At 71.4% G+C, this 26,656-nt stretch carries 24 protein-coding genes; 16 read left to right on the top strand and 8 right to left on the bottom strand.

What is annotated here, in order from left to right:
* Positions 1-111 precede the first annotated feature (111 nt).
* On the top strand, positions 112-1,380 hold the full coding sequence (locus OG410_RS39580; protein ID WP_443063939.1) for a sensor histidine kinase: 1,269 nt from the start codon (positions 112-114) through the stop codon (positions 1,378-1,380).
* Positions 1,377-2,090, top strand: coding sequence for a response regulator transcription factor (locus OG410_RS39575; RefSeq protein WP_329303584.1), 714 nt, complete (start codon positions 1,377-1,379; stop codon positions 2,088-2,090). The genes OG410_RS39580 and OG410_RS39575 overlap by 4 nt, the downstream gene beginning before the upstream one ends.
* A 515-nt stretch (positions 2,091-2,605) precedes the next feature.
* Here OG410_RS39575 and OG410_RS39570 read toward each other — a convergent pair.
* The 3 genes from OG410_RS39570 to OG410_RS39560 all read right to left on the bottom strand — a co-directional run bounded on the left by OG410_RS39570 (position 2,606) and on the right by OG410_RS39560 (position 7,627).
* Positions 2,606-3,748, bottom strand: coding sequence for a winged helix DNA-binding domain-containing protein (locus OG410_RS39570; protein WP_329303583.1), 1,143 nt, complete (start codon positions 3,746-3,748; stop codon positions 2,606-2,608).
* A 120-nt stretch (positions 3,749-3,868) separates the two neighbouring features.
* The gene (locus OG410_RS39565; RefSeq protein ID WP_329303582.1) at positions 3,869-6,097 is read right to left on the bottom strand and encodes a hypothetical protein; all 2,229 of its coding nucleotides are present in this window, start codon (positions 6,095-6,097) and stop codon (positions 3,869-3,871) included.
* A gap of 72 nt (positions 6,098-6,169) precedes the next feature.
* The gene (locus OG410_RS39560) at positions 6,170-7,627 is read right to left on the bottom strand and encodes a hypothetical protein (RefSeq protein ID WP_329303581.1); all 1,458 of its coding nucleotides are present in this window, start codon (positions 7,625-7,627) and stop codon (positions 6,170-6,172) included.
* Between the two features lie 227 nt (positions 7,628-7,854).
* Between OG410_RS39560 and OG410_RS39555 the strand changes: the two genes are divergently transcribed.
* The 3 genes from OG410_RS39555 (at position 7,855) to OG410_RS39545 (ending at position 10,598) form a co-directional block, all read left to right on the top strand.
* Positions 7,855-8,613 (top strand): hypothetical protein, encoded by a 759-nt coding sequence (locus OG410_RS39555; protein ID WP_329303580.1) that lies wholly within the window; start codon positions 7,855-7,857, stop codon positions 8,611-8,613.
* Between the two features lie 110 nt (positions 8,614-8,723).
* Complete coding sequence (locus tag OG410_RS39550; protein ID WP_329303579.1) at positions 8,724-9,539, top strand: bestrophin-like domain; 816 nt, start codon at positions 8,724-8,726, stop codon at positions 9,537-9,539.
* 141 nt (positions 9,540-9,680) lie between these two features.
* Positions 9,681-10,598: an aminoglycoside phosphotransferase family protein gene (locus OG410_RS39545; RefSeq protein ID WP_329303578.1), complete on the top strand. Its 918-nt coding sequence runs from the start codon at positions 9,681-9,683 to the stop codon at positions 10,596-10,598.
* A gap of 52 nt (positions 10,599-10,650) precedes the next feature.
* Here OG410_RS39545 and OG410_RS39540 read toward each other — a convergent pair whose 3' ends face one another.
* Positions 10,651-11,598: a hypothetical protein gene (locus OG410_RS39540; protein ID WP_329303577.1), complete on the bottom strand. Its 948-nt coding sequence runs from the start codon at positions 11,596-11,598 to the stop codon at positions 10,651-10,653.
* Between the two features lie 234 nt (positions 11,599-11,832).
* On the opposite strand from OG410_RS39540, the gene OG410_RS39535 reads away from it, so the two are divergent.
* Positions 11,833-12,555: a VOC family protein gene (locus OG410_RS39535; protein WP_329303576.1), complete on the top strand. Its 723-nt coding sequence runs from the start codon at positions 11,833-11,835 to the stop codon at positions 12,553-12,555.
* Positions 12,556-12,597: 42 nt separating this feature from the next.
* On the opposite strand, the gene OG410_RS39530 is transcribed toward OG410_RS39535, so the two are convergent.
* Positions 12,598-13,506, bottom strand: coding sequence for an EamA family transporter (locus OG410_RS39530; RefSeq protein ID WP_329303575.1), 909 nt, complete (start codon positions 13,504-13,506; stop codon positions 12,598-12,600).
* A 39-nt stretch (positions 13,507-13,545) separates the two neighbouring features.
* On the opposite strand from OG410_RS39530, the gene OG410_RS39525 reads away from it, so the two are divergent.
* From OG410_RS39525 to OG410_RS39515, 3 genes are all read left to right on the top strand, one after another.
* Entirely contained in the window at positions 13,546-14,070 is a 525-nt protein-coding gene (locus OG410_RS39525) for a MarR family winged helix-turn-helix transcriptional regulator (RefSeq protein ID WP_329303574.1), read from the top strand.
* A gap of 283 nt (positions 14,071-14,353) precedes the next feature.
* Entirely contained in the window at positions 14,354-14,605 is a 252-nt protein-coding gene (locus OG410_RS39520) for a hypothetical protein (protein ID WP_329303573.1), read from the top strand.
* Between the two features lie 5 nt (positions 14,606-14,610).
* The gene (locus tag OG410_RS39515) at positions 14,611-14,988 is read left to right on the top strand and encodes a toxin Doc (RefSeq protein ID WP_329303572.1); all 378 of its coding nucleotides are present in this window, start codon (positions 14,611-14,613) and stop codon (positions 14,986-14,988) included.
* Between the two features lie 67 nt (positions 14,989-15,055).
* On the opposite strand, the gene OG410_RS39510 is transcribed toward OG410_RS39515, so the two are convergent.
* Complete coding sequence (locus OG410_RS39510; RefSeq protein WP_329303571.1) at positions 15,056-15,493, bottom strand: hypothetical protein; 438 nt, start codon at positions 15,491-15,493, stop codon at positions 15,056-15,058.
* A gap of 220 nt (positions 15,494-15,713) precedes the next feature.
* Here OG410_RS39510 and OG410_RS39505 point away from each other — a divergent pair, with 220 nt between their 5' ends.
* From OG410_RS39505 to OG410_RS39480, 6 genes are all read left to right on the top strand, one after another.
* Positions 15,714-16,802, top strand: a complete 1,089-nt coding sequence (locus tag OG410_RS39505) for a MerR family transcriptional regulator (protein ID WP_329303570.1) — start codon at positions 15,714-15,716, stop codon at positions 16,800-16,802.
* A 301-nt stretch (positions 16,803-17,103) separates the two neighbouring features.
* Positions 17,104-19,701: a rifamycin-inactivating phosphotransferase gene (gene rph / locus OG410_RS39500; RefSeq protein ID WP_329303569.1), complete on the top strand. Its 2,598-nt coding sequence runs from the start codon at positions 17,104-17,106 to the stop codon at positions 19,699-19,701.
* A gap of 122 nt (positions 19,702-19,823) precedes the next feature.
* Positions 19,824-20,354 carry a hypothetical protein gene (locus OG410_RS39495; RefSeq protein WP_329303568.1) on the top strand — a complete coding sequence of 177 codons (531 nt, stop codon included), beginning with the start codon at positions 19,824-19,826 and terminating at the stop codon, positions 20,352-20,354.
* An 81-nt stretch (positions 20,355-20,435) separates the two neighbouring features.
* A complete protein-coding gene (locus tag OG410_RS39490) occupies positions 20,436-20,840 on the top strand; it encodes a hypothetical protein (RefSeq protein ID WP_329303567.1) in 405 nt (134 codons plus the stop codon).
* A 217-nt stretch (positions 20,841-21,057) separates the two neighbouring features.
* On the top strand, positions 21,058-21,525 hold the full coding sequence (locus OG410_RS39485) for a DUF5959 family protein (RefSeq protein ID WP_329303566.1): 468 nt from the start codon (positions 21,058-21,060) through the stop codon (positions 21,523-21,525).
* Positions 21,526-21,680: 155 nt separating this feature from the next.
* Positions 21,681-22,553, top strand: coding sequence for an SDR family oxidoreductase (locus tag OG410_RS39480; RefSeq protein WP_329303565.1), 873 nt, complete (start codon positions 21,681-21,683; stop codon positions 22,551-22,553).
* Between the two features lie 97 nt (positions 22,554-22,650).
* On the opposite strand, the gene OG410_RS39475 is transcribed toward OG410_RS39480, so the two are convergent.
* Complete coding sequence (locus OG410_RS39475; protein ID WP_329303564.1) at positions 22,651-23,613, bottom strand: LysR family transcriptional regulator; 963 nt, start codon at positions 23,611-23,613, stop codon at positions 22,651-22,653.
* Between the two features lie 137 nt (positions 23,614-23,750).
* Between OG410_RS39475 and OG410_RS39470 the strand changes: the two genes are divergently transcribed.
* Entirely contained in the window at positions 23,751-24,995 is a 1,245-nt protein-coding gene (locus OG410_RS39470) for an MFS transporter (protein ID WP_329303563.1), read from the top strand.
* 13 nt (positions 24,996-25,008) lie between these two features.
* Here the strand turns inward: OG410_RS39470 and OG410_RS39465 are convergent, their stop codons facing one another.
* Complete coding sequence (locus OG410_RS39465; protein ID WP_329303562.1) at positions 25,009-26,487, bottom strand: serine/threonine-protein kinase; 1,479 nt, start codon at positions 26,485-26,487, stop codon at positions 25,009-25,011.
* Between the last annotated feature and the right edge of the window lie 169 nt (positions 26,488-26,656).

Below are 26,656 nucleotides of genomic sequence, written 5' to 3'. Positions count from 1 at the left end.
AGCGAGGGGCCGGAGCGGACCGGTGACAGGCGGGAGCAGGCAAGCAACTGGCGGGAGCGGACCGGCGACGTGCTGCGGCCCGGGACGTGGTGGGCGCACCTCCGCGAGGCGATGCGGCCGGAGGGTGAGCCCACCCCGCTGTCCCGGCGGGCGGTGCGCCTGGACGTGGTGCTGGCGGTCGTACTGACCGTCGTCGCGCTCGTCGTGGCGGCGCGCTACCCCGGGGACGGGCCGGTACGGATCAGCTCCCGGGCCGTGACCGCGAACCGGCCCGAATTCCCGTACCCGGTACCGCCTCCGGCCCCGGCCCCGGCCCCCGGGGCCGAGTACCCGTCGGAGTCCTCCGCGCCCTGGGTCCTGGTGTTGCTCTCGGCGCTGCCGCTCGCGGCCCGGCGCAGGTATCCGCTGCTCGCGTTCGGGGTGGTCGCCGCCGCGGCGCTGGCCATAGCGGATCGCGTCTCCTGGATCAATGTGCTGACCTGCAGCATCGGCGCCTACGGAGCTGTCGCGCACAGCCGCTACCGCGCCCGGGCCATGGTCGCGCTGATCGCCGCCGCCGTGCTGGCAGGTGTCGCGTTCCGGGATGCGGACCCCATGCTTCCCGGCTGGTCCAGTCCCGCAGTAGTACTCCTGATCGTCGGGGTGCTGGCGAGCCTCGTCCGGTTCGGGCGCCTGCGGCTGGAAGCGAGCCGCAAGCGGTTCACGGATCTCCAGCAGACTCAGGAGAAGGCCACGCGCCGGGCCGTCGAGGAGGAACGCGCCCGGATAGCCGCCGAGCTCCACGACGTCGTCACCCACAATGTGAGCGTGATGGTCATTCAGGCGGGCGCTGCGCGCAAGGTGATGGACGCCGCCCCGGAGCGGTCCAAGGAAGCACTGCTGGCGGTGGAGGCCGGGGGCCGCGCCGCCATGGCCGAACTCCGCCATGTGATGGGCCTGTTGGCGGGCCCGGACGCGAGCGCCGACACCCCCGCCGACGGCCTGGAACCGCAGCCCGGACTCGGACAGCTCGACGCCCTCACCGAAAGGGTGCGGGCCGCCGGGACATCGGTGGACCTGACCGTCTCGCTGCCTCCCGGACCGCTGCCGCCCGGGGTGGAGCTCACGGCGTACCGCGTCGTCCAGGAGGCGCTCACCAACACCATCAAACACGCGGCGGGCGCCGGTGCGACGGTGGAGATCGGCTTCTCCGGATCCTGGCTGGAGATAGCGGTCACCGACACGGGAGCCGTCCGCGACTCGCCCCCGGTGGACGGCAACGGTCGCGGGCTGATCGGGCTGCGCGAACGGCTCGCGGTCTACGGCGGCAGGCTCACCGCCGGGCCCACGCTCACCGGCGGATACCGGGTCACGGCCCGGGTCCCGTGGGAGGCGGTGTGAACGGGCCCGCTCTGCGCGCCGTCATCGCGGACGACCAGGCCCTGGTGCGTACCGGCTTCGGGATGATCCTCGCCGCCGACGGCATCGAGGTGACGGCCGAGGCGGCGGACGGCGCCGAAGCCGTCGACGCCGTCAGACGCACCCGGCCCGACGTCGTCCTCATGGACATCCGGATGCCGCGGATGGACGGCATCGAGGCCACCCGGCGCATCCTCGGCAGCAGCCTCGAAGGCGCCGACGGCGCCGAGGGCTACCAGGGCACCCGGGTCATCATCCTCACGACGTACGACCTCGACCACTACGTCTACGCGGCGCTCACCGCCGGAGCGAGCGGGTTCCTGCTCAAGGACGTCACCCCCGAGCACCTCGTGGCAGCCGTGCGCCTCGTGCGCTCCGGCGACGCGCTGCTCGCACCCACGATCACCCGTCGGCTGATCGAGCGCTTCGCGCACCGCCAGGAGTCCCCGCGGACCGGTCTCCACCGTGATCTGTCCGGGCTGACCCCGCGCGAACTGGAGGTGCTCCGCCTGCTGGCGACCGGCCTCAGCAACGCCGAACTCGCGGACCGCCTGTTCCTCAGCCCGACCACGGTCAAGACGCATGTGGGACGCATCCTGTCGAAGCTCGATCTGAGGGACCGGGTACAGGCCGTGGTCCTTGCCTACGAGAGCGGTCTGATCTCCCCACAAGGCCCGCCCGACACCGGCTGACGTGCTACGGCCGGGGGCGGGGACCTGGGGACCGGAGGCCGACGTCGGGAACCGGAGGCCGGGACCGGGCCGAAACCGGGCCGGGGACCAGGACCGTGGCCGGGGACCAGCGCCGGGAGAAGCTTCGACGGACAGAGGCAGACCGGTCCACTCGGTACTCAGGTCGCGGGGCGTGCTCGTGAATGCATGACGTTCCGAAGGCTCGCCCACGGGTTCCCATCGAGACCTTGCGGAGCTCGAAGTACCCCAGGAACTCGTCCACTCGGCGTCGGTCGGCCTGCGGTACTCCTCGCCGGAACGGGTCGACCGTCGCCGCGCGACAAAGGCGCACGGTGGGCCTCGATGGCCTCATGCGGCTGCCGCTTGCGGCGCGTCTTGGTGCGGATGCGTTCCTGACCTGGGACAACGTCGTACTTGGTTCGGTCACAGGCAACACCCGCCATCTCACCCCGGTTGAGCAACGCCCCTCGCTTCGGCCCCACTTGCGCCACGCCCGCTCTCCCTCGGGGACCTGTTCAGCAGCCCTTGACCGTCCTGGTCTCGACTGCCGGGATTCCCTTGTCCCACCAGTGGTTGTAGCGGCGGTACGGGGCCGGGTCCCGGTCGGCGAGCAGCGCCGCCAGCTTCTCCGCCTCCTCGGTCAGCCCGCGCCAAGCCGCCTTGTCGAGCTTGCGGAACGTGGTGAGTTCCAGGCCCGCGTTCGTCGTGCGCCACACCCCGGCGACCTGGCCGTCGACGAGCAGGGTGGGCAGGATGTCGCCGTTGCGCCGGACGACGAGCGGCCGGTGGTCCTGGGGCATGACCCGCCCGGGGAGGACGTGGGCGAGCAGCGTGCTGTCCCACATCGGCAGCAGCCTCGGCGGCGCGGGGGTGTCCTCCGCGGGCACGGTGGCACCCGGCAGGTCGTACAGGGCGGCGCGGGCCGGTCCGGGAACCCGCACCACCTGGTCACCGAGCTCGCTCAGCGCCTGGGTGATCACGGGGCGGCCCAGCCGGGTGAACCGCGCGAAGTCCTGGGCCGACGCCGGTCCGAACGCCCGGAGGTAGGCGAGCAGGAGCCGTCGCACTCCCGCCGCCGCGTCCTGCGTCGCGGCCTCCGGGGCGACGGGCGAGGCGAGGTAGGTGTTCGGCAGTCTGAACGACCACGGACCCCCGGTCGGCGCGTGATGGATCGGCGCGTACGTCCTCAAGGCCCACCACAAGTGGTGTGCGTGTTCGCCGAAGTGCGCGGTGACCTCCCCCTCCACGTCGGCTCCGGTGTGAGGGTGCGCCAGGAACTCGGCGAGCCGCGGGAGCAGCGCGTCGGCGTCGTCGTCGGTCAGTTCGGTCGAGGTGAAGCGGCGGTCGTACAGGCGTGATGCCCGCAGGCTCCGGGCCATGGCGGCGTGGTACGGCGCGTAGTCGTCGGCGTGGACGGCGTGCAGGGTGATCCGCATGAGGGTCGCCTTCACGATCCGGCGCTCCGCGAACGCCGCGTCGAGATCCTCGGGCACGAAGCCCTCCACGCGGTTCCACAGGGCCACGTACGGCGACGCTGGTGCCTGTGCCTGGACGGCGCAGACCTGGCGGACCGCCTCCGCCACGTCGAGGCGCCGGCGCTCCAGGAGGAGCTGACGGTCCAGGGTCGCCAGGGTGAGCTGCCGCGCGGTGAGGGTCACGCCCGGATTATCCCGCCCGGCCGGCACCGGCGGCACCATCGGCGCATCGTGAACCGCCGCGCGACCCGGCAGCAGCCGGCTCGGCCCTGGATCCGGGCGCTTCTCACGTGTCTGCTCCGTTCAAGGCACCAGGTCCCCGAGCACACGTCGAGCGACAGCGCGCAGTTCCGTGTCGTCGTGAATGAGCTCGGTATGGCTGCCCGACCCCACGATGCGACGATCCCCCTCGGCGAGCAGCCGGGCACGGTCGAGTTGGGCCGGGGTGAACGCCGCGGGGCCGATGGCGGCGAGGGCGTGGAGCGCGGCCAGCGCGGAGCGTAGATGCCCGCCGGGCACGACTGCCGTGAGGACCCGATCGACGAGGTCGGTGAGCGGGACACCGGCGGGTCGGTCGGTGCCCGGGTGTACGGCCACCAGTGCTCGCGCGGCCGCCGCTGCCGTGTCCGGGCGGTCCAGCATCGCCAGCAGGTGGGGAACGGTGGGCCTCGCGTCGGGGCCGAGGAGGGCGGCGACCTCGGCCGCGCTGTTCGCCGCCTGGTGGGCCCAGGGACCGGAGGACCAGGTCAGGCCCTCCAGGACCATGGGCAGCACGCTCTCCTGATCCCCGGTCAGCTCCCACACCGCTCGGGCCGCCGCCAGTCCCGCCCGGAGGGCGGCGACGCTCGTCCGGGTCTCCGCCGGCTCGGCCACCATGGCCGAGAGCTGGGGCAGCAGCGAGCGGGCCTGTCCGCCGAGCGAGACGGCGGCCCGGACCCACTGGTCGCGCGGTTCGCTCCGCTCACCGAGCGCCGGTCCAAGGACGGCGACCAAGGCACTGGCGTCGCCCGTCAGCGCGTGGAGCGCGGTCGCGGACGCCACACGGCCCTGCCGGGGGCCTGCCTCGGCGCAGGACCGCAGGGCGGTGATCACGTGGGGGTCGAGCCGCGCGTCGGCGACGGCGGCGAGCGCCCGGCCGGCCAGGGAGGGGCGATGCGGCAGCGCGTCCAGCAATTCGGGTATCGCGGCGCGAGCGGAGCGCCCCCAACCGGTCAGCAGTCCTGTCAGGTAGACCGGTTCGTTCACGGCCGCGAGCCCGTCCGTCAGCAGCGACCCGCGCCTGCCCCCTCTCGTGCCGTCGGCCGTCACCGCGGCCAGGCGCACGCGGACCGCGTCGAGCAACGGCGTGGTGCACGGCAGCGGAGCCGGTGGACGGCGCGTGGTCGTGCGCGCCCAGGCGGCTTCCAGGGCGAGTGGCCGCTGTGCCAGATGACGGGCGAGGAGATCAGACGCCTCGGGCGCGCCCAGCGACACCAGTACCGCCAGGGCAAAGTCGGCCACCTCGCTCGTCCCTTCGGCGAGGGCGACCAGTGCCGGAACCGCGCGCGGAGCGGGCTCGCCCCACTGGCTCACCGCCTCGAGGACGTCTCCGGCCGTGGCCGTGGTGTCCAACAGGGGCAGCATCGCCGGCAGCAGCCGGCTCGGCGCGCTTCTGGAACGCAGGGCGAGCGACTCGGCCGCCCAGGTCGCCTCGGCGACGGCCGGCCGGGGATCCGCGCCGACGCGCGTGGCCTCCACCGCACGTTCCAGCGCGGCGACGACGACCTCGATCGCTTCGTCCACGCTGCCGCGCTCGTACAGCCCGGCGACCAGAGCCCACAACGGCGCCCGTTCCGAGATGCTGCCCGCGGTGTGCGGTTGCAGCGGCGCCAACGCCGCCACGACCGACGCCAGTTCGCTGTCCCAGGGACGGCCCGTGTCCACGGCGGCCAGGAGCCCCGCCACGCGCACCGGCGAAGGCTCCGACGCGGCCAGAGCGGCCGCGCACAGGTGTTCCGCCGCGGCCGGGTCGATCCGGACGTACGCGCTCACCACGTCGGCCCGCACCACCGGATCGGCTTCCGTCTCCCAGCGCCGACGCAAGGCCGCGGAGGCGGCCGGGCCCGCCGCCTGCCCGCATCTGGCCACCGCCCAGGCCCCCCACTGGCGAACTGCGGGAACGGCATCGGCCAGCAGAGGCACCATCAGCGGCAGCTGCGCCACGACAGCCGCGCGCGCCTCGCCGGGCCGGCCCGGACCACGTTCGTCCGTGCTCTCCGCGATGGCACCCAGCATGCCGAGCAACTCCGCACGACGGACGCCCGCAGCCGCGAGACGCGCCAGAAAGGGAACAGCCACCACCGTGGCCTCGTACACCGAACCCTGGTGCACGATGCTGCTCCACAGCTCCTGCTCGGCCTCCGCCACGGTCTCCTGGTCCTCGCCGGTCAGCGCGCGCAGCAGACCGGGGACGTCATCGGCGGGGCCGTAGGCATGGTGCACCTTCGGCCAGGCGACCCGGTCGAGGTCCGCGAACACGTCGGCAAGATCCATGCGCCGGATCCTGTCAGACGGGTCTGACAACGCTGCACGCCCGCCGGATGTGCGACCGACGGCGCCGCGTCGTCACAGTCCTGCCCGGTCGAGGATCCGGTGCATCGCGGTCACGGGAAGCGACCGGTTCGCGGCGGCTCCAGCCGCGACCGAACGGTCCGCGGCCCCGAGCAGTTCGGTCAGCCGGTGGGCCGGAACGGCGGGGTTGGTCGCGGCCCGACGCCGTACGGCGTCGTTCTCGTCGGTGAGCAGAGCCTCGATCGTATCGGCCGGCAATCCAGGATGCGCCGCGGAGACCGCGCGGTCCTGGGCATCGTCGGAGCGGGCCAGACGAGTGGCGGCATCGGCGGGGAAGTTCTTGTGGCCGAGCATGTCCCACCGGCTGTAGCTGGTCCACTTCTCGGCGATCCGCGCCAGCAGCCGGCCGGGGGCGTTCGGCTGTCGCTCGCACACGAAGAGTCGTACCGCGAAGCTCTCGTCGTCGGCGAGGATCCCGACGACGTCGTCCGGCAGATCGGGGCGCGCCGCCAGGGTCTTGCGGAATATCTGGTGACGGCTTCGGGCGAATGCCATCCGATCCGCCGCGGACAGGTCCTCGGTCAGCAGCCAGCCGACGACGCTGCTGCTCCGGTCGTCGTAGTCCACCGGGATCGACTCGCGCAGCACCGGATCGAGGCCGCGCCGGGCGGCGACAGCCGCGCGGACCTGGTTGTCCGGGTCGCGGGCCAGGTCCGCGATGTGCTCGGGCGGCAGGGTCGGGTTGGCCGCGACCGCCGCGCGCAGGTCCGGACTCGCCAGGAACCGGTCGGTCAGACCGGTGTCCAGGTCGGCGACTTCGGCGACCTGCCGCAGCAGACCTTCGCTGCGCGAAGTCCCGTCCACCGCGGAGTCGATCTCGGCGACCAGGACGTATGCCGCCTCGACGGGAAGCGGGCCGTCCAGGCGGAGCAGAAGCATCTGCCGGCCGAAGGAACCGGTCACCCGTGACAGGAGTTCCTGGATCCGTCCGGTCGGCGCCGAGGGCCATTCGGAGGCTGCGATCGCGGCCGTCCGCGCGTCCGGGTCATCGAGCATCCTGACCCGCAGATCCTCCGGCAGCCGGCGGTTGAAGGCCAGCGCGCGACGGACTTTCGGTTCCGGGTCGCACGTCAGTCTCTCGTAGACCTCGCGCGCCAGCGGGTCCGGGAGGAGGCGCCCGTGTACACCGACTGTGGTGAAGTACTCCGCACCTTCGGCCAGTCGGCCCCGCACCCCCGGGTCGGCGTCGCCGACGAGAGCGAGCTGAACCGCCGGTGGGAGATGCGGATGGGCGGCGAGGTCCGATCGCACCGCCGCGTCAGGGTCGATGGCGAGCACCGTCGCGGCTTCCGGGGGCAGGTCCCGGCGCCGGGCCAGACCGGACCGGTCGATGCTCGAGGCAGTCAGGCGGATCAGCACCTCCGGCGGTGCGGAGGGGTTGCCGGCCAGGCCGGGCAGCAGCACGTCAAGGTCCGGTTGTGCGGCGGCGGGAGGTTCGGTGGAAGGGGACACCGTGCCATCGTGCCAGGCGTGGCAGACGTGCCAGGCGTGCCAGGCGTGCCAAGGATTGCAAGTGTTCCAGACGTGCCGGTGAGGGTGCCGTGCCCCCTACAAGTGCCCTCGGGAACCCCGCAGACAGGACACCACACCACCCCTGACAAATCATCAGGGTCGGCTCAGGGTCGAGGCGGGGACGTCACGGATAGCCGTTGCCCGGTCACGACCCGCACGCTGTGGTCATGTTGAACACGACTCCCGTTGACCGCCGCCCGTCACTCGCCCGCCGCGCCGCGCTCGCGCTCGCCGGAGCCGCCGCCCTGACAGGGCTGGTGGGGGCGTACACGCCGAGCCTCGCGCACGCGGAACCGAGTTCCACCCCGCAGTACTCGAGCGACTTCAGCGACTGCCCCGCTCTTCCGGCCGGGGCCGACCCGGCCCGCTGGCGCTGTGAAGTCCACACAGCGGCACCCCTGTTGACGTTAGGGAAGGTCGATGTGGCTCTCGCGCCGATCATCATGACGCACGCCGAGGGGCGGATGCCCGACGGCACCCTGGGGCAGGTATGGGGTGCGATGCACAGCACGCCCACCACCGTTCCCGGCGGACTCACCGGCACCGCGGCGGGTGAGCGCACATGGCACCTTCGACTGGCGATCAAGCCGGAGTACGGTGGCCGATCCGACTTCTACACCGGGCGGCTCAGCCTGCGCTTCCGGCTGTCGAGCCCGCTGCTGCCGCACGGATGCACCATCGGAGCGAGCGCGCCGGTCGATTTCCAGGTGAAGCGGTCGGGCCCCTCGAAGTGGGTGTCACAGGATCCACCGGTCATCGAGTTCTCGGCCTACGACGACACCTTCACCGCCCCCGCGGCCGAGCACTGCGGGCCCCTGACAGGACCGCTCAACCGGCGACTGGGACTGCCCGCACCAAGCGGAAATCTCATGACCTACGACGCGACCTACACGTTCCGGATGTACGACCAACTGCCCTCTGCTTAAGGCCGACGGCCGGCCCCTCGCCCCGCCGGGCCACCGGTATCCCTCACTCGGTGGTGTGAACTGCCGGCCCCACCCGTAGCGGCTCATGAACACCGTGCGTTTGGGCAGTCGTGTCCCCCCTCGATTCCGCACATCTCTCGCTCTGGCTGCTCAACCACTTCAGCACGTCGACCCTGGCCGTCGTCATCGTCGGAGGAACCGTCCTCCTCGCTGTCGGCGGCAGTGTCCTGCTGCGCCGCCGGTATCCCTCGGTGGCCCGCGGTGAACACAACGAGATGGTGGGGGTGACCCTCGGTATGTTCGGCGCGATCTACGGCATCATCCTCGCCTTCGTCATCGTCACCCTCTGGACCCAACTGGAGGACACCCAGACCATCGTCGCTTCCGAGGCCACCGACGCGGCGCTCATCACCCGGGACGCCGCCGCGTTCCCGGAGCCGGTACGCGCACGTCTCGACGCCTCGATGAGCGGCTACGTCCACGCGGTCGTCGAGGACCAGTGGCCCCGGATGCGTGCGGGAAACCCCAGCTACGGGGCCACGGAATCCCACCTCCGAGACGCGTTCCAGACCCTCCAGGAGTACAACCCGAAAAGCCAGAGCGAGCAGGTCTTCTACGAGGAGGCCGTCACCCATCTCGACGACGTGGCCACCCAGCGCCGCGCCCGCATCACCATGGCACGCCAGGAACTCCCCCCACTGCTGCAGGTGTTGGCCTTCGGCGGCGCACTCGTCCTCATCCCTCTCACGTTCCTCTACGGCATGCGCAAACTGAGGGTCCAGATCCTCTTCGTCGCCTCGGTCGCCGGGCTCGTCGGCTTCAGCCTGCTCCTGGTCTTCGTCCTGGACCGCCCGTTCGCCGGCGAACTCAGCGTCAGCCCCGCCCCGTACAGAGAAGGAGCCCTCGCCCAGTACTGGCCCCGGTGAGCCGTCAGGTACGTCGGCCGTGAAGTGAGCCCGCCTGTCACGTTCGAGATGCCGTCCCGTCGACGCCGTCGGCCCCGACACGGTCCGACGGAATCAGATCGGAACCCCTCGCGGCCTACGGCCCAACTACCGTTGTTCCACATGACCATCACCGAGTCGGACATCACGGAGGACTTGATCCGGGACCTGCTGCGCGAGCAGTGCCCCGACCTGGCGGGCCTCCCCCTGAGGCTCGGAGCGCTCGGCTGGGACAATCAGGTGTGGCGGCTCGGCCCCGACCTCGCCGTCCGCTTGCCCTGGGCCACCCGGTCCGCGGACGCGCTGCTGCGCAAAGAACACACCTGGGTGCCCCCTCTCGCCCCGCACCTCCCGCTGCCGGTTCCCGTCCCGCAGCGCCTCGGTGAGCCCTGCGAGCGCTTCCCTCGACCCTGGCTCGTCACCACCTGGGTGCCGGGCGAGCCCGCCGACCGCGCCCCCGCGACACGCCCCGCGGACGCGGCCGACACGCTGGCCGCCTTCCTGACCGCCCTTCACCGACCGGCCCCTGACGGGGCACCGACGGGCCGAGACCGCGGGGGCCTGCTGGCCGATAACGCCGAAGCCTTCACCAGGGCACTCGCCTCGGCCACCGATCTGGGGCTGATTCACGACCCGGCCGCGATTCGCGCGGTCTGGGAGGACGCGGCCGCCGCACCCCACTGGGCCGGCCCGCGGCTCTGGCTCCACGGCGACCTGCATCCTGCCAACATCCTGACCACGAACGGCACCTTCTCCGGCGTGATCGACTTCGGCGACCTCTTCGCCGGCGATCCGGCCTTCGATCTCGCCGCCGCGTGGATCCTGCTGCCGGACGGCGCCGTCGACCGCTTCCACGAGGCCTACCGGCCGAGCCCGGACTCCGCGACGCTTCGGCGAGCCCGCGGCTGGGCGGTGCTGCGAGCTCTGAGCTGCCTCCGCATCGCGGACGCCGGCGTTCACGGCCGCCCCGGAGGCAAGCCCAGTTGGGGCCCACCCGCCCGAGCCTCACTGCACCGCCTCACCGCATCAGCCGACCAGTGATCAAACCTCACGTGAGAACCCTCTCGGCCTCCGGGCTTGAGCGACGGCCGATCTACGTTGCGGCACTGCCGGGCGTGGGCCTCCCGACTTCATCGACCCGCAGGAACCCCTCCGGCGTCAGCAGGTCCCGGTACGGCCTGAACTGGAACTGAAGCGGCGGAGCCACGTCACCGAAGGACTCGCCGAACGCGCGCGGCGAACCCGCCAGTCCCCGCAGCACCCGCTCCGCAACGTCGTCGCCGGTGAGGCCGGGAGCGAGGGCGGCGCAGCCCCGTACACCCGCATGCGGGTGGGTGAGCCAGGGGCGGGTGTCGCCGCCGAGGTGGTCGATGGCGATCAGGGTCGTCGCCAGGTCGTACGACGACTCGGCGGCCCGGGCCATCGACGTCAACCGTTCCAGCAGCACTGGCCGTTGCGCCGACGTCGAGGGATGCCGGGCGAGCGACCCGACGGCCGCGGCGGCACACGTCCTGCGCCGGGCACGTTCCGACGCGAGGTGCGGCAGCACGCGCGGCAGGAGAGCCGGCACCAGGTCGAAGCAGGCGAGCGCCGCCTGATCGAGGACGAGTTCGCCCAGCCCCGTACCGTCCTGCCACATGCGGACCCGGTCGCCGGCATCGGCCGACAGATAGGCGTCGGTCCAGGCTCTCAGCTCCCCTGCGTGGACCTCGACCCGGGAACGGACCTCCGCGGCCCCTTCGCCGAGGTCGGCGGCGACGCCGACCGCGTACAGATAGACGAGCATCGCGTCCGGAAGTGAGGGATCGTCGGGCCCCAGCAGCGGATCGTTCAGGAGCTCGGCGACCAGCAACGCGGTGGGCGCCGTCGCGGGCCAGGCCTTGCCCTCCCGACGAAGCGTCGACCACAGGTGCGTGTACCCGTCGACGAAGGCGTCCGCGTCGTCGCCGAGGAGCGCCGCCAGACGGCGCGGGGTGTCGGAGGCCGGCCCTTCGGCATGGAACAACCTGGACCAGTCCACGTCTTTCCTGCGATCGGCCACGGTGGGGATGGTGTCACACCGCTCCGGCCGGCTCGCTTCGACCAGGGCAGGTCGGGGATCGGCCGCGCGCGGGGCCGGGTTGCACCGGGTGGGGGCGTGCGTCCTGGCGAAGGCGTTCAGGCCTCCCTCACGGCGAAAACCCGGATGCGGTTCCCGCACATTCCTCCCTAGGCTGCACGCGCGCGGAAGGCACGACGCCGAAGCGACCGTCAGTGGATCGGAGCTGCACCGGGTATGACCAGTCGACTGTTCGCTATCTGCTTCAATGCCACCCGGCCGTCGGACCTGGCGCGGTTCTGGTCCGGTGTCCTGGGCTGGGAACGGGCCGAGGGCCCGAACGACGACGTCGCGATCCTGCCCCGGGACACGGCCGGGTTCCGCATCCGTTTCCTGCCGAGCCAGGAACCGAGGACCGGCCGGAACCGGGCGCACTTCGATCTGACGAGCGCCTCCCCGGAGGATCAACGGGAGACGGTCGCCAGGGCCCTGGAGCTCGGCGGCGAGCACATCGACGTGGGCCAGCTCCCGGAAGAGGGACATGTGGTGCTCGCCGATCCGGACGGCAACGAGTTCTGCGTCATCGAGGCGGGCAACAAGTTCCTCGCCGACACCGGAGTCATCGGAGCACTGGCCTGCGACGGTACGCAGGAGGTCGGCTACTTCTGGAGCAAGGCGCTGGGGTGGCCGCTGGTCTGGGACCAGGACCAGGAGACCGCGATCCAGTCGCCGAACGGCGGCACGAAGATCACCTGGGGCGGTCCCCCGGTGGCGCCGAAGACAGGAACGAACAGGCTGTATCTGGAGCTGGCACTCCCCGTCGGCGCCGACCGGGAGGTGGAGGTGGACCGCCTGGTCTCGCTCGGCGCGACGCGTACGTCCACCGGCGAGGACCGAAGCGACCGCGTCCTGCTGCTCGACCCCGACGGCAACGAGTTCTCCGTACAGCAGCATCCATAGCGGCGCAGCCCCGGCGTCCGCACACACCGGCCCCCGCGAAGATCACTCGTTACGGACACTCGCCGGATATCTGCGGTGGACTGTCCGACCTGTGTCGCGCCGGCCCGCGCGCCTGGGCCGGCCGAGGACGACGCCGGCCAGGACCAGGACCAGGCCGCCCAGTTGCTGAAGGGTCAGCACCTCTTTCGCGACCACGGTGCCGAGCAGTACGCCGGTCACGGGATTGAGCAGTCCGATCAGTCCGACGGTCCCCGTGGGTAGATGCCGCAGCCCGGTGAACCAGGCGACGAAGGCCAGCGCGGTGGCGATCAGGCTGACGAAGCCGAACGCGAGGAGCGTCTGCCCGGAGAACGCGGGCGGACGGCCTTCCACGGCCGCGGCGACCGGAAGCAGGAACAGGCCTCCGGCGGTGAGCTGCCAGGCGGTCGAGGCGAGCACGTCGGCACCGGCGTTCCACCGTTTGGCCAGGATGTACCCGAAGGACGACACCAGCATCGCCGCGGCCGAGGCGAGGATTCCCAGGACGCTCACCGTTCCCACTCCGGAGAGCAGCATGAGGCAGACCCCGCCGAGTCCGATCGCGGCGCCGGACAGATGGGCGGGACGGGGCCGCTCGGACACCAGGGGCCAGGCGATGAGCATCATCGTCAGCGGCGCCACCGCCATCACGGTCGAGGCCACGCTCGTCGGAAGCAGCTGGGAAGCGGCGTAGACGAGGACGAAGAACACGCTCATGTTGAGCAGCCCGAGCACCGCGGACCGCCACCACCACGCGCCGCGCGGCAGCTGTCTGCACAGGGCGAGCAGGACAAGGCCTGCGGGCAGTGCCCGCAGGGCGGCCCCGTAGAGCGGCCGGTCGGCCGGCAGGAACTCGTGGGTCACGAAGTAGTTGGTGCCCCAGGCCACCGGCGCGACCGCGGTCAGGGCCACCCAGCGCAAATTAGCTTCCATGGAAGCTACTATAGCTTCCCGGGAAGTTATTATGGAGTCATGGAGCACGATGAATCCCTGGACCGCGTGGCCCGCATCCAGGCGGAGTGGCGCCGCGAGCGCCCCGACGTCGACACGAGCCCGCAAGGAGTGATCGGCCGACTGCACCGCCTGGCCGACCGGCTCAGCGAGGAACTGTGCCTCGTCTACGACCGCTACGGCCTGAGCGAGGGCGAGTTCGACGTCCTGTGCGCACTGCGCCGCGCCGGTGACCCCTACGAACGGGCTCCCGGCGAACTCGCCGCCCACACCATGGTCACCACCGGCGCGATGACGAAGAGGATCGACCGCCTGGAGCGGGCCGGGCTCGTCACCCGCCGCCGTTCCGACGACGACCAACGCGGCCGGATCGTCGCGCTCACGGGGCCCGGACGCGAACTGATCGACCGGGCGTTCACCGACCACATGCGCAACGAACGCCACCTGCTGGATCTGCTTCCGCCGGCCGAGGCCGCGTCACTGGAGACGCTGCTGGCCACCTGGCTCTCCCACATGGAACATCCGCGCGCCACCGGCGAAGAGTGACCTGCGGCCCGGCACCGGCACGACTCCCGCCCCGGAGTGCCCGGGCCGTCCGGTGAACGACGCGGACGCCCCGTCGAACCGGGTACCGGCCGACCTCGAGGGCGATGAGGTCGGCGTCGGCGTGACCGGCCCTCCGAAGCCGGTCACGGGCCCACCCGAACAGGTCCCGGCCGGGCAGGTCCCGGCCGGGCAGGTCCCGGCCGGGTACCTCTGAAGGTACCGAACACACAGACCCTGACCTGGGATGATTGAGCTCGGGGTACCTCAGCGGTACCCTGCCGTCATGGCAGCACTCAACGTGGAATTCTCCGACGCGGAGCTCGCGGACCTGCGGGCGATCGCGCAGGAGCAGAACATGCCGATGAAAGCCTTCGTGAGGGCGTCCACCGCCAACGCGATCGCCCGCCACCGGGCGCTCCAGGAGGGCGCGGCGGTCTTCCAGAGCGTCTTCCACGATCCCGCGCTGGCCGATGCCATCGCCGCCGCGGGCATCGACGACGGTCCGGTGACCCGCACGACGGGCAGGGCTGCCTGAAACCCATGGCTCCCGTCGTGCACATCGACGTGCGCTGGCTCCTGCGGCAGCACGAAGCGGCACTCCCCGACCAGCCCCACATCAGCGACTTCTCCGCGCTGGTCGCGGCGGTGGCGCGGCACCGCGTGGATCCGCCTCGCCTGGGCATCGACCCCGACGCGTCATGGCGCGCGGCGGCCCTGCTGCACACGCTGCTCCTGCTGCGGCCGCTTCCCTCGCTGAACGTCCGCTTCGCGTGCGCCGTGGCCATCGCCTACATGCACGCCAGCGGCGAAGGACTCGACAGCCCGTACGGGGAACTCGTCGAGCTGTGCAAGGACCTCATCGCGGGCAAGAACGACGTGTTCGGCGCCGCCGACGTGATCCGGGCCCGGCGCGTCTGACGAACGCGCGCATCTGACGGACCTCAGGACGGGAAGAGGAACGGGCGCCGACACGCGGACGACGGGCTCATCCCTCCGGGCGCAGCCCGGCCAGCTCCGACGCCCTCTGCAAGGCCGGCACGAACTCCGATTTCGCCTTCAGGACAAAGATCGCCAAGGTCCTGGCGTCGCGCCGCACCAGCTCGAACCGGTGGAAGGTGAGCAGGGGCGACAGGTTCGACACGTGCCTCAGTTCGGTGATCGTGTCCCACGGAATGGAGTGCTTCACCTGGCCGAACAGTCCGGTGACGGCGAGACCGCCGGTGTGGATGTGACACAGGCGCGCCCCGACCCGCACGGAAACCCAGCCCCACGCGGCCCGCAGCCCGACCAGGCCGAGGATCACGGCCACCGAGACCAGGCACTTGAAGAGCGCGCCATGGGGCCTCTTGATGATCATGAATCCCAACAGGACGAGACAGAAGAACACGACGAAGCGCCGGAACATCTGAAGAACACCACCCATGGCGCCCGCTATCGGGTAACTCCCGCGTCTCTCACCGAGCTCCGCCTCACTCCCCGTACGCCGCACCGCTGTCCCCCAAGTCATCGGCCCCATCGAACGGATCAACTATCAAGGGCCCCTTGCGCGTTGACAAGGCCACGGCCGTGACGGGCGCCTTGACCCTCACGCGGCGTCATGCGGCATGGTCGGTGGCGTGGAGGAACACCTGACCGTGGGACGCGTGGCAGAGCTGGCCGGCGTGAGCGTCCGCACGCTGCATCACTACGACGAGATCGGCCTCGTACGGCCGTCCGCGCGGACCAGGGCCGGATACCGGGCCTACTCGGCCGGCGACGTGGAGCGGCTGCGGAGGGTCCTCGCCTACCGGCGGCTGGGCTTCGGATTACGGGAGATCGCGCGTCTGGTCGACGACCCGGCCACCGACGCGGTCGCGCACCTGCACCGGTTGCGCGGCCTGCTGCTGGAACAGCGCGACCGCGCGGCGGCCATGGTGACGGCGATAGACAGGGAACTGGAGGCACGGGCCATGGGGATCAGAACGACACCCGAGGAGCAACTGACCATGTTCGGAGCGAAGTTGTACGACGCCATCGGGTCCGCCTACCCGGCGACACGGCGGACCGAGCCACGGATCGCCGCGCGGGTCTGGGATGCGCTCGGGGACGCCCGCACGGTCCTCAACGTCGGCGCGGGCACCGGCTCCTACGAGCCCCCGGACCGCGACGTGACCGCGGTGGAACCGTCGGCCGTCATGCGGGCACAGCGTCCCGCGGGCGCGGCGCCGTGCGTGGCCGCCGCTGCGGAGAGCCTTCCGTTCGAGGATCAGTCCTTCGACGCGGCGATGGCCTTCAGCACCGTTCATCACTGGCAGGACCCGATCGCGGGCCTGCGCGAGATGCGGCGCGTGGCCCGGCGCGTGGTGGTGTTCACGTACGACGCCAGTGCCCCCGGCTGGCTTCAGAGGTTCTGGCTCACCCGCGACTACCTGCCCGAGTTCGCCGGCCTTCTCGTCGACTGGCCTTCACTGGCCGACCTGACCCACGCGATCGGGGGTCGCGCGGAGCCGGTACTTGTCCCGTGGGACTGCGCCGACGGCTTCTTCGAGGCCCACTGGCGCCGGCCCGAGGCGTACCTGGAGGAACATGTGCGCCGCGCGGTGTCGGTATGGACCAGAGTCGGGCCGGAGGCCGAGCAGCGGGCAGTGGACAGACTCCGCGACGACCTTTCCTCAGGCCGGTGGGCCGAGCGCAACCGCGACCTCGTCGCCCTCGACGCGGCGGAACTCGGACTCCGCCTGCTCGTGGCCTGAGAATCACTCGTGGCCTGAAAACACGAAGGGCAAGGAGAGTCCTCTCCTTGCCTCTCTCAACTTATAGCGCACCAGGGGGCTTGCCGCAAGGCCCCGGTCACGGCGCACAATCGTCGGTCTGTGCCCCGACCCGCGGCAGTACTGGGTGCGCGCCGCCCGATCGGTGGAGCGGCCGGACGACGCGTCAGCGGGAAGGCGACCAGGGACGAGGACGTGCTCGACAAGAGGTTCGACAGAGTGGGAGGCGCCGGTGACGGGACATCGCAGTACGACGGAACACGGCCGCCTCGGAGGCATCGCAATGACTGAGCAGTACGTACTGGATCTTCAAGAGGTCGATCGGACGCAGGTCGCGGTCGTCGGCGGCAAGGGCGCGCATCTGGGCGGGCTGTCGCGGATCGAAGGCGTCCGGGTACCGGCCGGCTTCTGTGTGACGACGGACGCCTTCCGGCGGATCATGGCGGAGGTGCCGTCGGTCGACGGCCTGATCGACGAGCTGTCTCACGTGAACCCGGACGACCGGGACGCGCTCCGCACGCTCAGCGCGCGGATCCGCCGGACCATCGAAGAGATCACCGTCCCGGACGGTCTCGCGGCGGCGGTCACGCGCGCGCTCGCCCGGCTCGGCGAGGGAGCCGCGTACGCCGTCCGGTCCAGCGCGACGGCGGAGGACCTGCCGACGGCCTCCTTCGCCGGCCAGCAGGACACGTATCTGAACATCGTGGGGCCGACGGAGATCCTCCGGCACATCAGCCGGTGCTGGGCGTCGCTGTTCACCGAGCGGGCCGTGACCTACCGCCGGCGCAACGGCATCGACCACCGTACGGTCCACATGGCGGTCGTCGTACAGCGGATGGTCTTCCCGCACGCGTCCGGCATCCTGTTCACGGCCGACCCCGTCACGGGCAACCGGAAGGTGTCCACAGTCGACGCCGGCTTCGGTCTCGGCGAGGCCCTGGTCTCCGGACTGGTGAACCCCGACGTCTTCACCGTGCGGGACGACGACATCGTCGCCAGGACGATCGCCGCCAAACAGCGTGCCGTTCAGGCCCTGCCGGCCGGTGGTACCCGGGAGGTGGCGATCGACGCGGGGCGGCAGGAGCAGCCGTCGCTGACGGATGAACAGGTCCTGCGGCTCGTGCGGCTGGGCCGGCGGATCGAAGCGCATTTCGGGCGTCCTCAGGACATCGAGTGGTGCCTGGCCGACGACGGCTTCCGGATCGTGCAGAGCCGTCCGATCACCACGCTGTTTCCCGTTCCCGAGGCCGGCGACCGGGAGAACCACGTCTACGTCTCCGTCGGCCATCAGCAGATGATGACCGACGCCATGAAGCCGCTGGGCTACTCCATGTGGCAGCTGACGGCGATGGTGCCGATGCACGAGGCCGGCGGGAGGCTGTTCGTCGACGTCACCCCGCGCCTGGCCTCCCCCGCGAGCCGCGCCGCCCTTCTGGACCTCATGGGAAAGGGAGATCCGCTGGTCAGAAATGCTCTGGAGACCGTCCTCGACCGCGACGGCTTCGTCCCCTCGCTCCCGGACACGGGTCCCGGCGGGCCGTCTGCGGGCGGTGCGTCCATCCCGACCGAGGCCGATCCCGCCATCGTCACCGAGCTGATCGAGCGCAGCCGGGCGTCCGTCACCGCCCTGGAGAGCGGCATCCGGACGAAGACCGGACCGGCGCTGTTCGACTTTCTCCTGGAGGCGTTCGAGGAGCACAAGCGGGTCCTCGGTGATCCGCTGAACATGCGGGCGATCATGGCGGGGATGGAAGCCACCTGGTGGCTGAACGACAAGCTCGGGGAGTGGCTGGGCGAGAAGAACGCGGCCGACACGCTGACGCTGTCCGCTCCCGACAACATCACGTCGGAGATGGGCCTGGAGCTGCTCGACGTCGCCGACGTGATCCGCTCTCGACCGGAGGTGGTGGCGTTCCTTCAGGACGTCGAGGACGACGACTTCCTGGACGAACTGGCGAAGCTCCCGGGCGGGACCGAAGCCCGCGACGCCATCGAGGCCTACCTCGACCGGTACGGCATGCGCTGCGTCGGCGAGATCGACATCACGCGGCCACGGTGGCGTGAGCGGCCCAGCACCCTGGTGCCCGTGATCCTCGACAACGTCAGGAACTTCGAGCCGGGCGCCGCCGAACGGCGCTTCGAGCAGGGGCGGTTGAGAGCGTGGGAGAAGGAACAGGACGTTCTGTCACGCTTGCGGGCCCTGCCGGACGGTGAACGCGGAGCCGACGAGACCAAGCGGATGATCGACCAGGTCAGGGCCTTCGCCGGATACCGGGAGTACCCGAAGTACGGCATCGTCAGCCGCTCCTTCGTCTACAAGCGGGCCCTGCTGGAGGAGGCCGGGCGCCTCGTGCGGGCCGGCGTGCTTCACGAGAAGGAGGACGTCTTCTACCTCACGTTCCAGGAGTTCCACGACGTCGTACGCACGAACCGGGTGGACGACCGGCTCATCCAGCGGCGCAAGGACGCGTTCCGCTCGTACCAGGCGCTCACACCGCCCCGGGTGCTCACCTCGGACGGTGAGGCCGTCACCGGGTCCTACCGGCGCGACGACGTGCCGGACGGCGCTCTGGTCGGGCTGCCCGTCTCCGCCGGGACGATCGAGGGAAGGGCCCGCGTCATCCTCGACATGGCGGACGCCGATCTCGAGCCGGGCGACATCCTGGTCACACCGTTCACGGACCCCAGTTGGTCCCCGCTGTTCGTCGCGGTGGCGGGCCTGGTGACGGAGGTGGGCGGTCTGATGACGCATGGCGCGGTGATCGCCCGGGAGTACGGTCTGCCGGCCGTCGTGGGCGTGGAGCGGGCCACCCGGCTGATCCGGGACGGGCAGCGGATCCGTGTGCACGGCACCGACGGGTATGTCGAGATCCTGTCCTGACCGACCGAGCCGACGAGTGGGCCGCAGCCGCGGACGCGGCTGCGGCCCACTCGTCGGTGCTCGACGGTCCACGCGGTCGCGAAGTCGCCCGCCCCGGACACTGCGGTCGGTACGGTGCGATCATGTCCGCTTTCCTTCAGCAACTCCCCGCGCTCGTAGGCGTCGTGATCGGCGCCCTGGGGTCGTATCTGGCTCTCGTCCGCAGCGACCGCGAGCGCTTCAAACGGGATCGGGCGGAGCGGTGGGAAGAACGGCGCCTCGCCGTGTACTCCGAGTACGCGCGGTCGCTGAAGAAGTCGGTGACCCTCACCTACCGTGTCGCCGCCCACATAGGCAACGACCCGCATCCGCACCCGCTGCCCCTGGCCGAGGCCGAACCGCTCATGGCCCGGGCCACCGACGACCGCGATCCTCCAGGGGAGGCCCTGCTCATGCTGGGCAGCCGCGAAGTGGTGGACCGGGCCCGGGAATGGGTGACGGTGGTGATGGAGATGGAGGGCTTCCAACGCGCGGGCACCCGCGATCCAGGGGCATGGCAGGCACTCCTGGAACGCCAACGCCTGGGCCGCGAAGGCTACTACGCGGCCGTACGCGAAGATCTCCAACTCCCTCCCGGTCACCCGGGCCGATGGCTGACGACCCCGGAGACGTGACACAGACACGAAACCCGGGCCACTCGGCCCAGGTCTCGGCCCGCCTCAGTCGGCCGTCGGCAGGAAGAGCAGACTGGGCACATGCAGCTCCCCGCCGAAGCCGTTGCGTCCACCGCGCTGATCGAGGTCGTGAGGATCTCCGCCCTGCCGGCCGAGAAGGGTGCCCCTTACCCCGGCAGGGCGGTCGCCCACTGGACCGGGAACGAGGCCGCGAAAGCCCTGACCTTGATCGAGGACCTGCCCGGCAGCGAACAGCACCGCTGCGGCTTCTCACCCGGCTGGAGCGTCCGGTCGTACGAGGACTCTCTCGACCTGGCGTTGTTCGAGGCGGCGTTCTGTTTCCGGTGCCACGAGGTCCGCATGCAGGGGCCGGCGGTGCCGACCGCGCTGGCCAGGCAGTTCTTCGACCCGGACACCCCGCCGGCCCAGGCCCTCCTGCACCTCTTCCGCGCGGCCACGCCGGTGATGGCCCAACCTCGCTCCTGAAAAGGTCGTAGGAAGCGGTGGCACTGTCTGTTGTCAGCTCGCGCCCGCCCACGCGTCCGGGCGGGGCACCAGCACGTCGGAGACCACCTCGCGGGACGAGGTCATGACATTTATCGCCCGATCCAGGCCGGTCCTGCGGAGTGTTTCGACCAGCGGCACCCCATCCGCTGACGCACGTGCATGATGACGAGAGTCGACGCGAGAGTGGGGAACGGGCATGGCCGAGGACAGCATGGTGGATCTCATCCGTCTGGTCGACGGGGAGAGCGGTCTTGAGGTCAGGGTTCTCGGCCGGACCATGCCCGGGGTGTTGACCATGCATGATTACCTCGATGCGGAGATCGTCGTCACCAGCGGGTTCGCCCGAGGACATCTCGATGTGTGTCTGACTCCGGACGACTTGGACAGCTGGTCACAGGTCCTGAGAGAGCTCGCTGCCGGGCGGGATGCCGTCTGGATGGATGACGGGCGCGCCCCCGAGATCCGGTTCGAGCTGTCCGGTCGGAACGGGACTGCCGTGATCGTGGTGGCGGACATGGCCGCATCGGGGACATCCGTCAGTGTCCCCGTCCGCCTGGCCGCCGGATGGGCCGATGAGCACCACGAACGACTGCAGCGTGTCCGTGCTGCTTGGCCCCAGGAGGTTGTGGAGACCTCGCTCGGCGTCTACGTGTGGCGGCGCTGAGCTGTTGAGAACCGGCACCGGCACATCCGTCCGGTTACGCCTTCACCCGCATCCGTCACCCCGCGGACCGGCCGACCACCGGCCCGCTGCCGCCGCCACGGCCACCGTGGCGGAAGCGGCGCCCGGCGCCCGGCACCCGCTCAAGGAGGAGAACGTTGGCTCCCACCGATGCCACCTACGCGATCACCGGAGCCTCCGGCCGCCTGGGCGGGCGTATCGCGCGCAGGCTGGCCGCCGCCGGAATCGCGCAGACTCTCCTGGCCCGCACCCCCTCCCGCGCTCCGCAGCTGACCGGCGCGATCGCGGTGTCCGGCGCGTACAACGACCACGAAGCCCTCGTGCGTGCCCTGCGCGGCACCGACCGCGTCCTGATGGTCTCGGCCTCGGAGTCCCCCGACCGGCTCCGGGACCACCGCACCTTCGTCGATGCCGCGGCGCAGGCCGGTGTCGCTCACCTCGTCTACATCTCCTTCTACGGGGCCGCGCCCGACGCGACGTTCACCCTGGCCCGGGACCACTGGCACACCGAACAGCACATCCGTGCCGCCGGCATCCCCTTCACCTTCCTGCGTGACAACCTCTACGCCGACTTCATGCCCGCTCTCGTGGGCGCCGACGGCGCCATCCGCGGGCCGGCCGGTGACGGCAGAGCGGCATTGGTCGCCCAGGACGACATCGCCGACTCCGCGGTGGCGGTCCTGCTCGATCCTCAACCGCACACCGGCCGCACGTACGAGCTCACAGGACCGCAGTCCCTCACCCTCACCGAAGTGGCCCGGATCCTCACCGCCGTCGGCGGCCCACCGGTCTCCTACGTCCCGGAGACGACCGAGGAGGCGTACGCCTCCCGCGCGCGCTACGGGGCGCCCGACTGGCAGCTCGACGCATGGGTGTCCACGTACGCGGCGATCGCCGACGGATCTCTCGCCACCGTGACCACCGCCGTCGAGGACCTCACCGGACACCGGGCGACCTCACTGGACGAGGTGGTGCGGGCAGGGACCGAAGGGCGGCCCTCTTCTCCGTGAGGACGGCGGATGCCGCTCGCGCCGCCCCCGCGCGGGGGCGCGGCGCGAGGTGACGCCTGTCCAGCCCTGCGACGGCAAGGCGATCGATCCGCCGCGGTCAGCGTGGGATCACCCAGCCCGGGGTCCAGGTCCCGGCCGTGTCGTGACCGGCCGCCGCGGCGGCGAGGTAGGCGCGGAGCGTGGCCAGCGCCGGGTGGGGATTGTCGCGGTGCCACAGGAGCGAGTGCGGGTAGACGGGGGTCGGGTCGGTCACCGGGATCAGGCGCAGGCCGTGGCCGGCGGGCCAGCCGTTGGGGGCACCTCCCGGCGAGAGCTGGGGAAGGGTCTGCGCTCCCATGAACGTGGCGAGTGCCGGGGTGTCGGCGACGGTGTCGAGGAGCGCGTCGGAGCCGAAGTTCGGGCCGGTCGCCTCGATGGTCAGACCGAACTCGGCGACCAGGTCGTCGTAGTACACGGCCCACTCGGTCCCGGGGACGATGCCCGGCATCCAGATCCGGTGACCGACGAGCTCGGCGACGGTCACCGACCGGGCTTCCGCCAGCGCGTGGGCGGCGCCGGTGAGGAGCTGGAGCGGCTCGTCGAGCACCCGTACGGCCTCGATGTCCTCGGGGAGGGGCCGGTCCGGCACGGCGACCGCACGGAAGGTCGCGTCGATCGCACCGGACCGGACGGCGGCGACGGCCGTCTCGATGTCGAACAGCATCACCACGTCGAGGTCGACCTCGGGGTACGTACGGTGGAAGCCGCGCATCAGGCCCGACGCCGCACCGCGCGAGGCGATGATGTCGACGCGCAGCGGACGGCGGCCGGTGCGCACGGACGCGACCGCGCGTTCGGACACGCGCAGCAGCTCACGCGCGTGGGGCAGGAACGCCTGGCCGTCGATGGTGAGCTCGGCGCCTCGCGGTGTGCGGGTGAACAGTCGCACACCGAGGGTGCGCTCCAGCACCGCGACGCGTTTGGAGACGGCCTGCTGGGTGACCGCCAGCTCGGCGGCGGCCTCCTGGAACTGCCCCGCGTCGGCGACGGCGACGAACGTCCGGACAGTGTCGAGGTCCACAGAACCACCCTAACGCCACAACCGATGGTTGTGGCGTGCGGTCCCGCGGTTGTTTGATCCCCGGTCGCGGTGCTCGCTTTGATGTCTTCGGACGCGGACCGGGTGTGGCTGAGGGGCTAGGGGCGAGGGTGTCGGGCATGAGGAGCGGGCACCGGCTGGGGCGGCGGTTCGGGTGGCTCTGGGGGGCGTACGGGGCGAGCGCGCTCGGCACCTGGCTCGCCTTCGGCTCGTTCGAACTGATCGCCATCCGGGTGCTGCACTCCGGACCGGCCGAGGTCGCCGTGCTCGCCTCCGTGGGGGCCGCGGTGGGCGCGGCCGTGGCGGTTCCGCTGGGCCCGTGGGTGGAGTTCCGCCGCAAGCGGCCGGTGCTCGTGACGATGGACCTGGTGCGGTTCGCCGCGCTGCTGACGATCCCCGCCGCCTTCGCGCTCGGCGCGCTCACCTTCGTTCATCTCCTGCTCGCCTCGGTGGTCGTCGCGGCGGCCGACATCACCTTCCGCGCCGCCTCCGGCGCGTACCTGAAGACGCTCGTGCCGGCCGAGCACCTGCTCGTCGCGGGCGCCCGGTTCGAGTCGACGGCCTGGACCACCACGATCATCGGACCGCCGCTGGGCGGCGCGGCGATCGGGCTTCTGGGTCCGGTGGCGACGGTGGTGGCGGACGGGGTCAGCTATCTGCTCTCCGCCCTGGGCATCCGCGCGACGGGTGGGCACGAACCGCCGCCCGAACACCGGGAGGCCGCGCGCATGCGGGCCTCGGACCTGCTCGACGGCTGGCGGTACATCCTCGCCGACCGCACCCTGCGTCCGCTGTTCTTCAACACAGCCTTGTTCAACGGCCTGGTGATGGCCGCCCAACCGCTGCTGGCCGTCCTGATGCTCGGCAGGCTCGGGTTCACGCCGTGGCAGTACGGCCTGGCCTTCGCCGCGCCCTCGATCGGCGGGCTGCTCGGTTCACGGCTGGCCCGACCGCTGGTCACCCGGTTCGGGCAGCATCGGGTCCTGGTCGGGTCCGGGGCGCTGCGCGCTCTCTGGCCGCTCGGCCTCGCCTTCCTGGGGCCGGGCACCGGAGGGCTGGTGCTGGTGATGGGCGTCGAGCTCGGGCTCATCTTCTGCTGCGGGGTCTTCAACCCCGTCTACTCCACCTACCGTCTCGAACGCACCGCGAACGACCGGGTCGCCCGCACGCTGACGGCCTGGGCGGTGACGACCAAGGGCTCGACCGCACTCCTGACGGCACTGTGGGGCGTACTGGGCACCCTGCTCGGCCCGCGTACGGCCATCGCCCTGGCCGGCGTGCTCCTGCTGGCGACCCCGCTGCTTCTCCCCCGGCGAGCCGGGGCGCCCGCCACCGGAGCGGAGGCGGCACCGGGGCACGTCTGAGGCGGGTGTCGGCTCAGCCACGCCCCTTGATGTAGCGGCCGATGCAGCTGTTGCTGGTCGTGCGGCCGCGTTCTGCGCAGAACGCGAGGGCCGCGCGGTTGTCGGCGAACGGACCGGGCGCGTAGATCACCCAGTAGCCGGGGCGCAGGGGCGCGTAGTCGTCGCTGCGCAGCACGAGCGCTTCCGGCACAGAGAGACGAATGTCCGCGAGATGCCGGTCGCGGGCTGCGGTACCCGCGGAGACGGGTTCGGAGGACAGCTGGGCGATCCAGCGACCGGATTCCGCCGGAGCGGGCGACGACTCGGAACGGGCGGGGGTGGACACCACCGCATCACTACGGGCGGGACTGGACACCACCGGATCACTGGGCACGGCGGCGGGACTCGCACTCCGCTGCGGCGGCGAACTCCGAGCCGTGGTGGCGGGTAAGGCGGATGTGCTCGGCGCGGCACCTCCTGCCCGGGCGGACGGCTTGTCGTCGCCGAACGGGGCCAGGGTGAGAACCAGTGTGGTGACCGCGATGACGGTCAGGGTGAGCGCAACAGCGAGGACGGCTCCGCGGTGCCGGTGCGGATGTCCAGGGACCGGGGAATCCGGCCGGGTGGGCGGTGCCGGGAAGGACGGTGCCGGGACGGGCGGTGCCGGGATCGACGCCGCCGTCAGCGTCGGCGGGTCCCACCGCGGTGAGGCGCCCGACTCGACCTGGGCCAGCAACGCGTCCAGTCGCACGCCATCGGGGCGGGCGGCGGGGTCGCGTACGAGGAGGGACCGCAGGACCTCGGAGAGGAGGCCGGAGCGCACGGGCGGTGGAACCGGGTCGTCGAGGACAGCGGCCAGGGTGGCGAGCGTGGTCACACGGCGGAGCGGGCTCACACCCTCCACGCACACGTACAGGAGCAGTCCGAGGGACCACAGGTCGGAGGCCGGGTCGTCGCCGTGACCGCGAATGCGCTCAGGGGCCATGTACTCGGGAGAGCCGACGAGTTCGCCGGTGACCGTGAGTGCGGTCGCGCCCTGGAGAGCGGCGATACCGAAGTCCGTGAGCACGGCCTGGCCGTCGGGACGGAGCAGGACGTTGGCCGGCTTGACGTCCCGGTGCTGAATACCTGCCGCGTGGGCGACTCGCAGGGCGGCGAGCACCTGACGGCCGATGCGCGCGGTCTCCGCCGGGCTCAACACTCCTTCGGACAAGCGTTGTTGCAATGACTGGCCGGGCACCAGCTCCATCACGATCCACGGGTGGGGGTGTGTGTCGACGATCTGGTGGACGGTCACCACGTGCGGATTGTTGAGCCGTGCCAGGGCCTTCGCCTCGCGCATGACCCGTTCGCGGACTGCCTGGGACGCCTCCGCCTCGGGGTGTACGGCTTTGAGGGCGACGTCCCGGTCCAGCACGGTGTCGCGAGCCCGCCACACCGTGCCCATACCCCCGCTGCCCAGCCGATCGATCAACTCGAAGCGTCCGTCGATCATGTCCCCCGGTGCGTTCATACGCGTCAGATTAAGGCAGGAGCCGAAGGCCGGGACACGGTTGCCGTCACCGGTACGACCGACAGCGTGTGGGGGTGCCGGTGCCGAGGCTCGCCATGAGGCGGTACCGCACCACCGCGCCCCACGCGGCCGGCGTCTCCCGCCGGGCCGCTGCGGACGCGGCCGGGCG

The sequence above is a fragment of the Streptomyces sp. NBC_00659 genome (assembly GCF_036226925.1).
Taxonomy (GTDB): Bacteria; Actinomycetota; Actinomycetes; order Streptomycetales; family Streptomycetaceae; genus Streptomyces.
The sequence above is the reverse complement of the archived record's forward strand: the minus strand, read 5'-3'. Positions and strand labels throughout refer to the sequence as shown.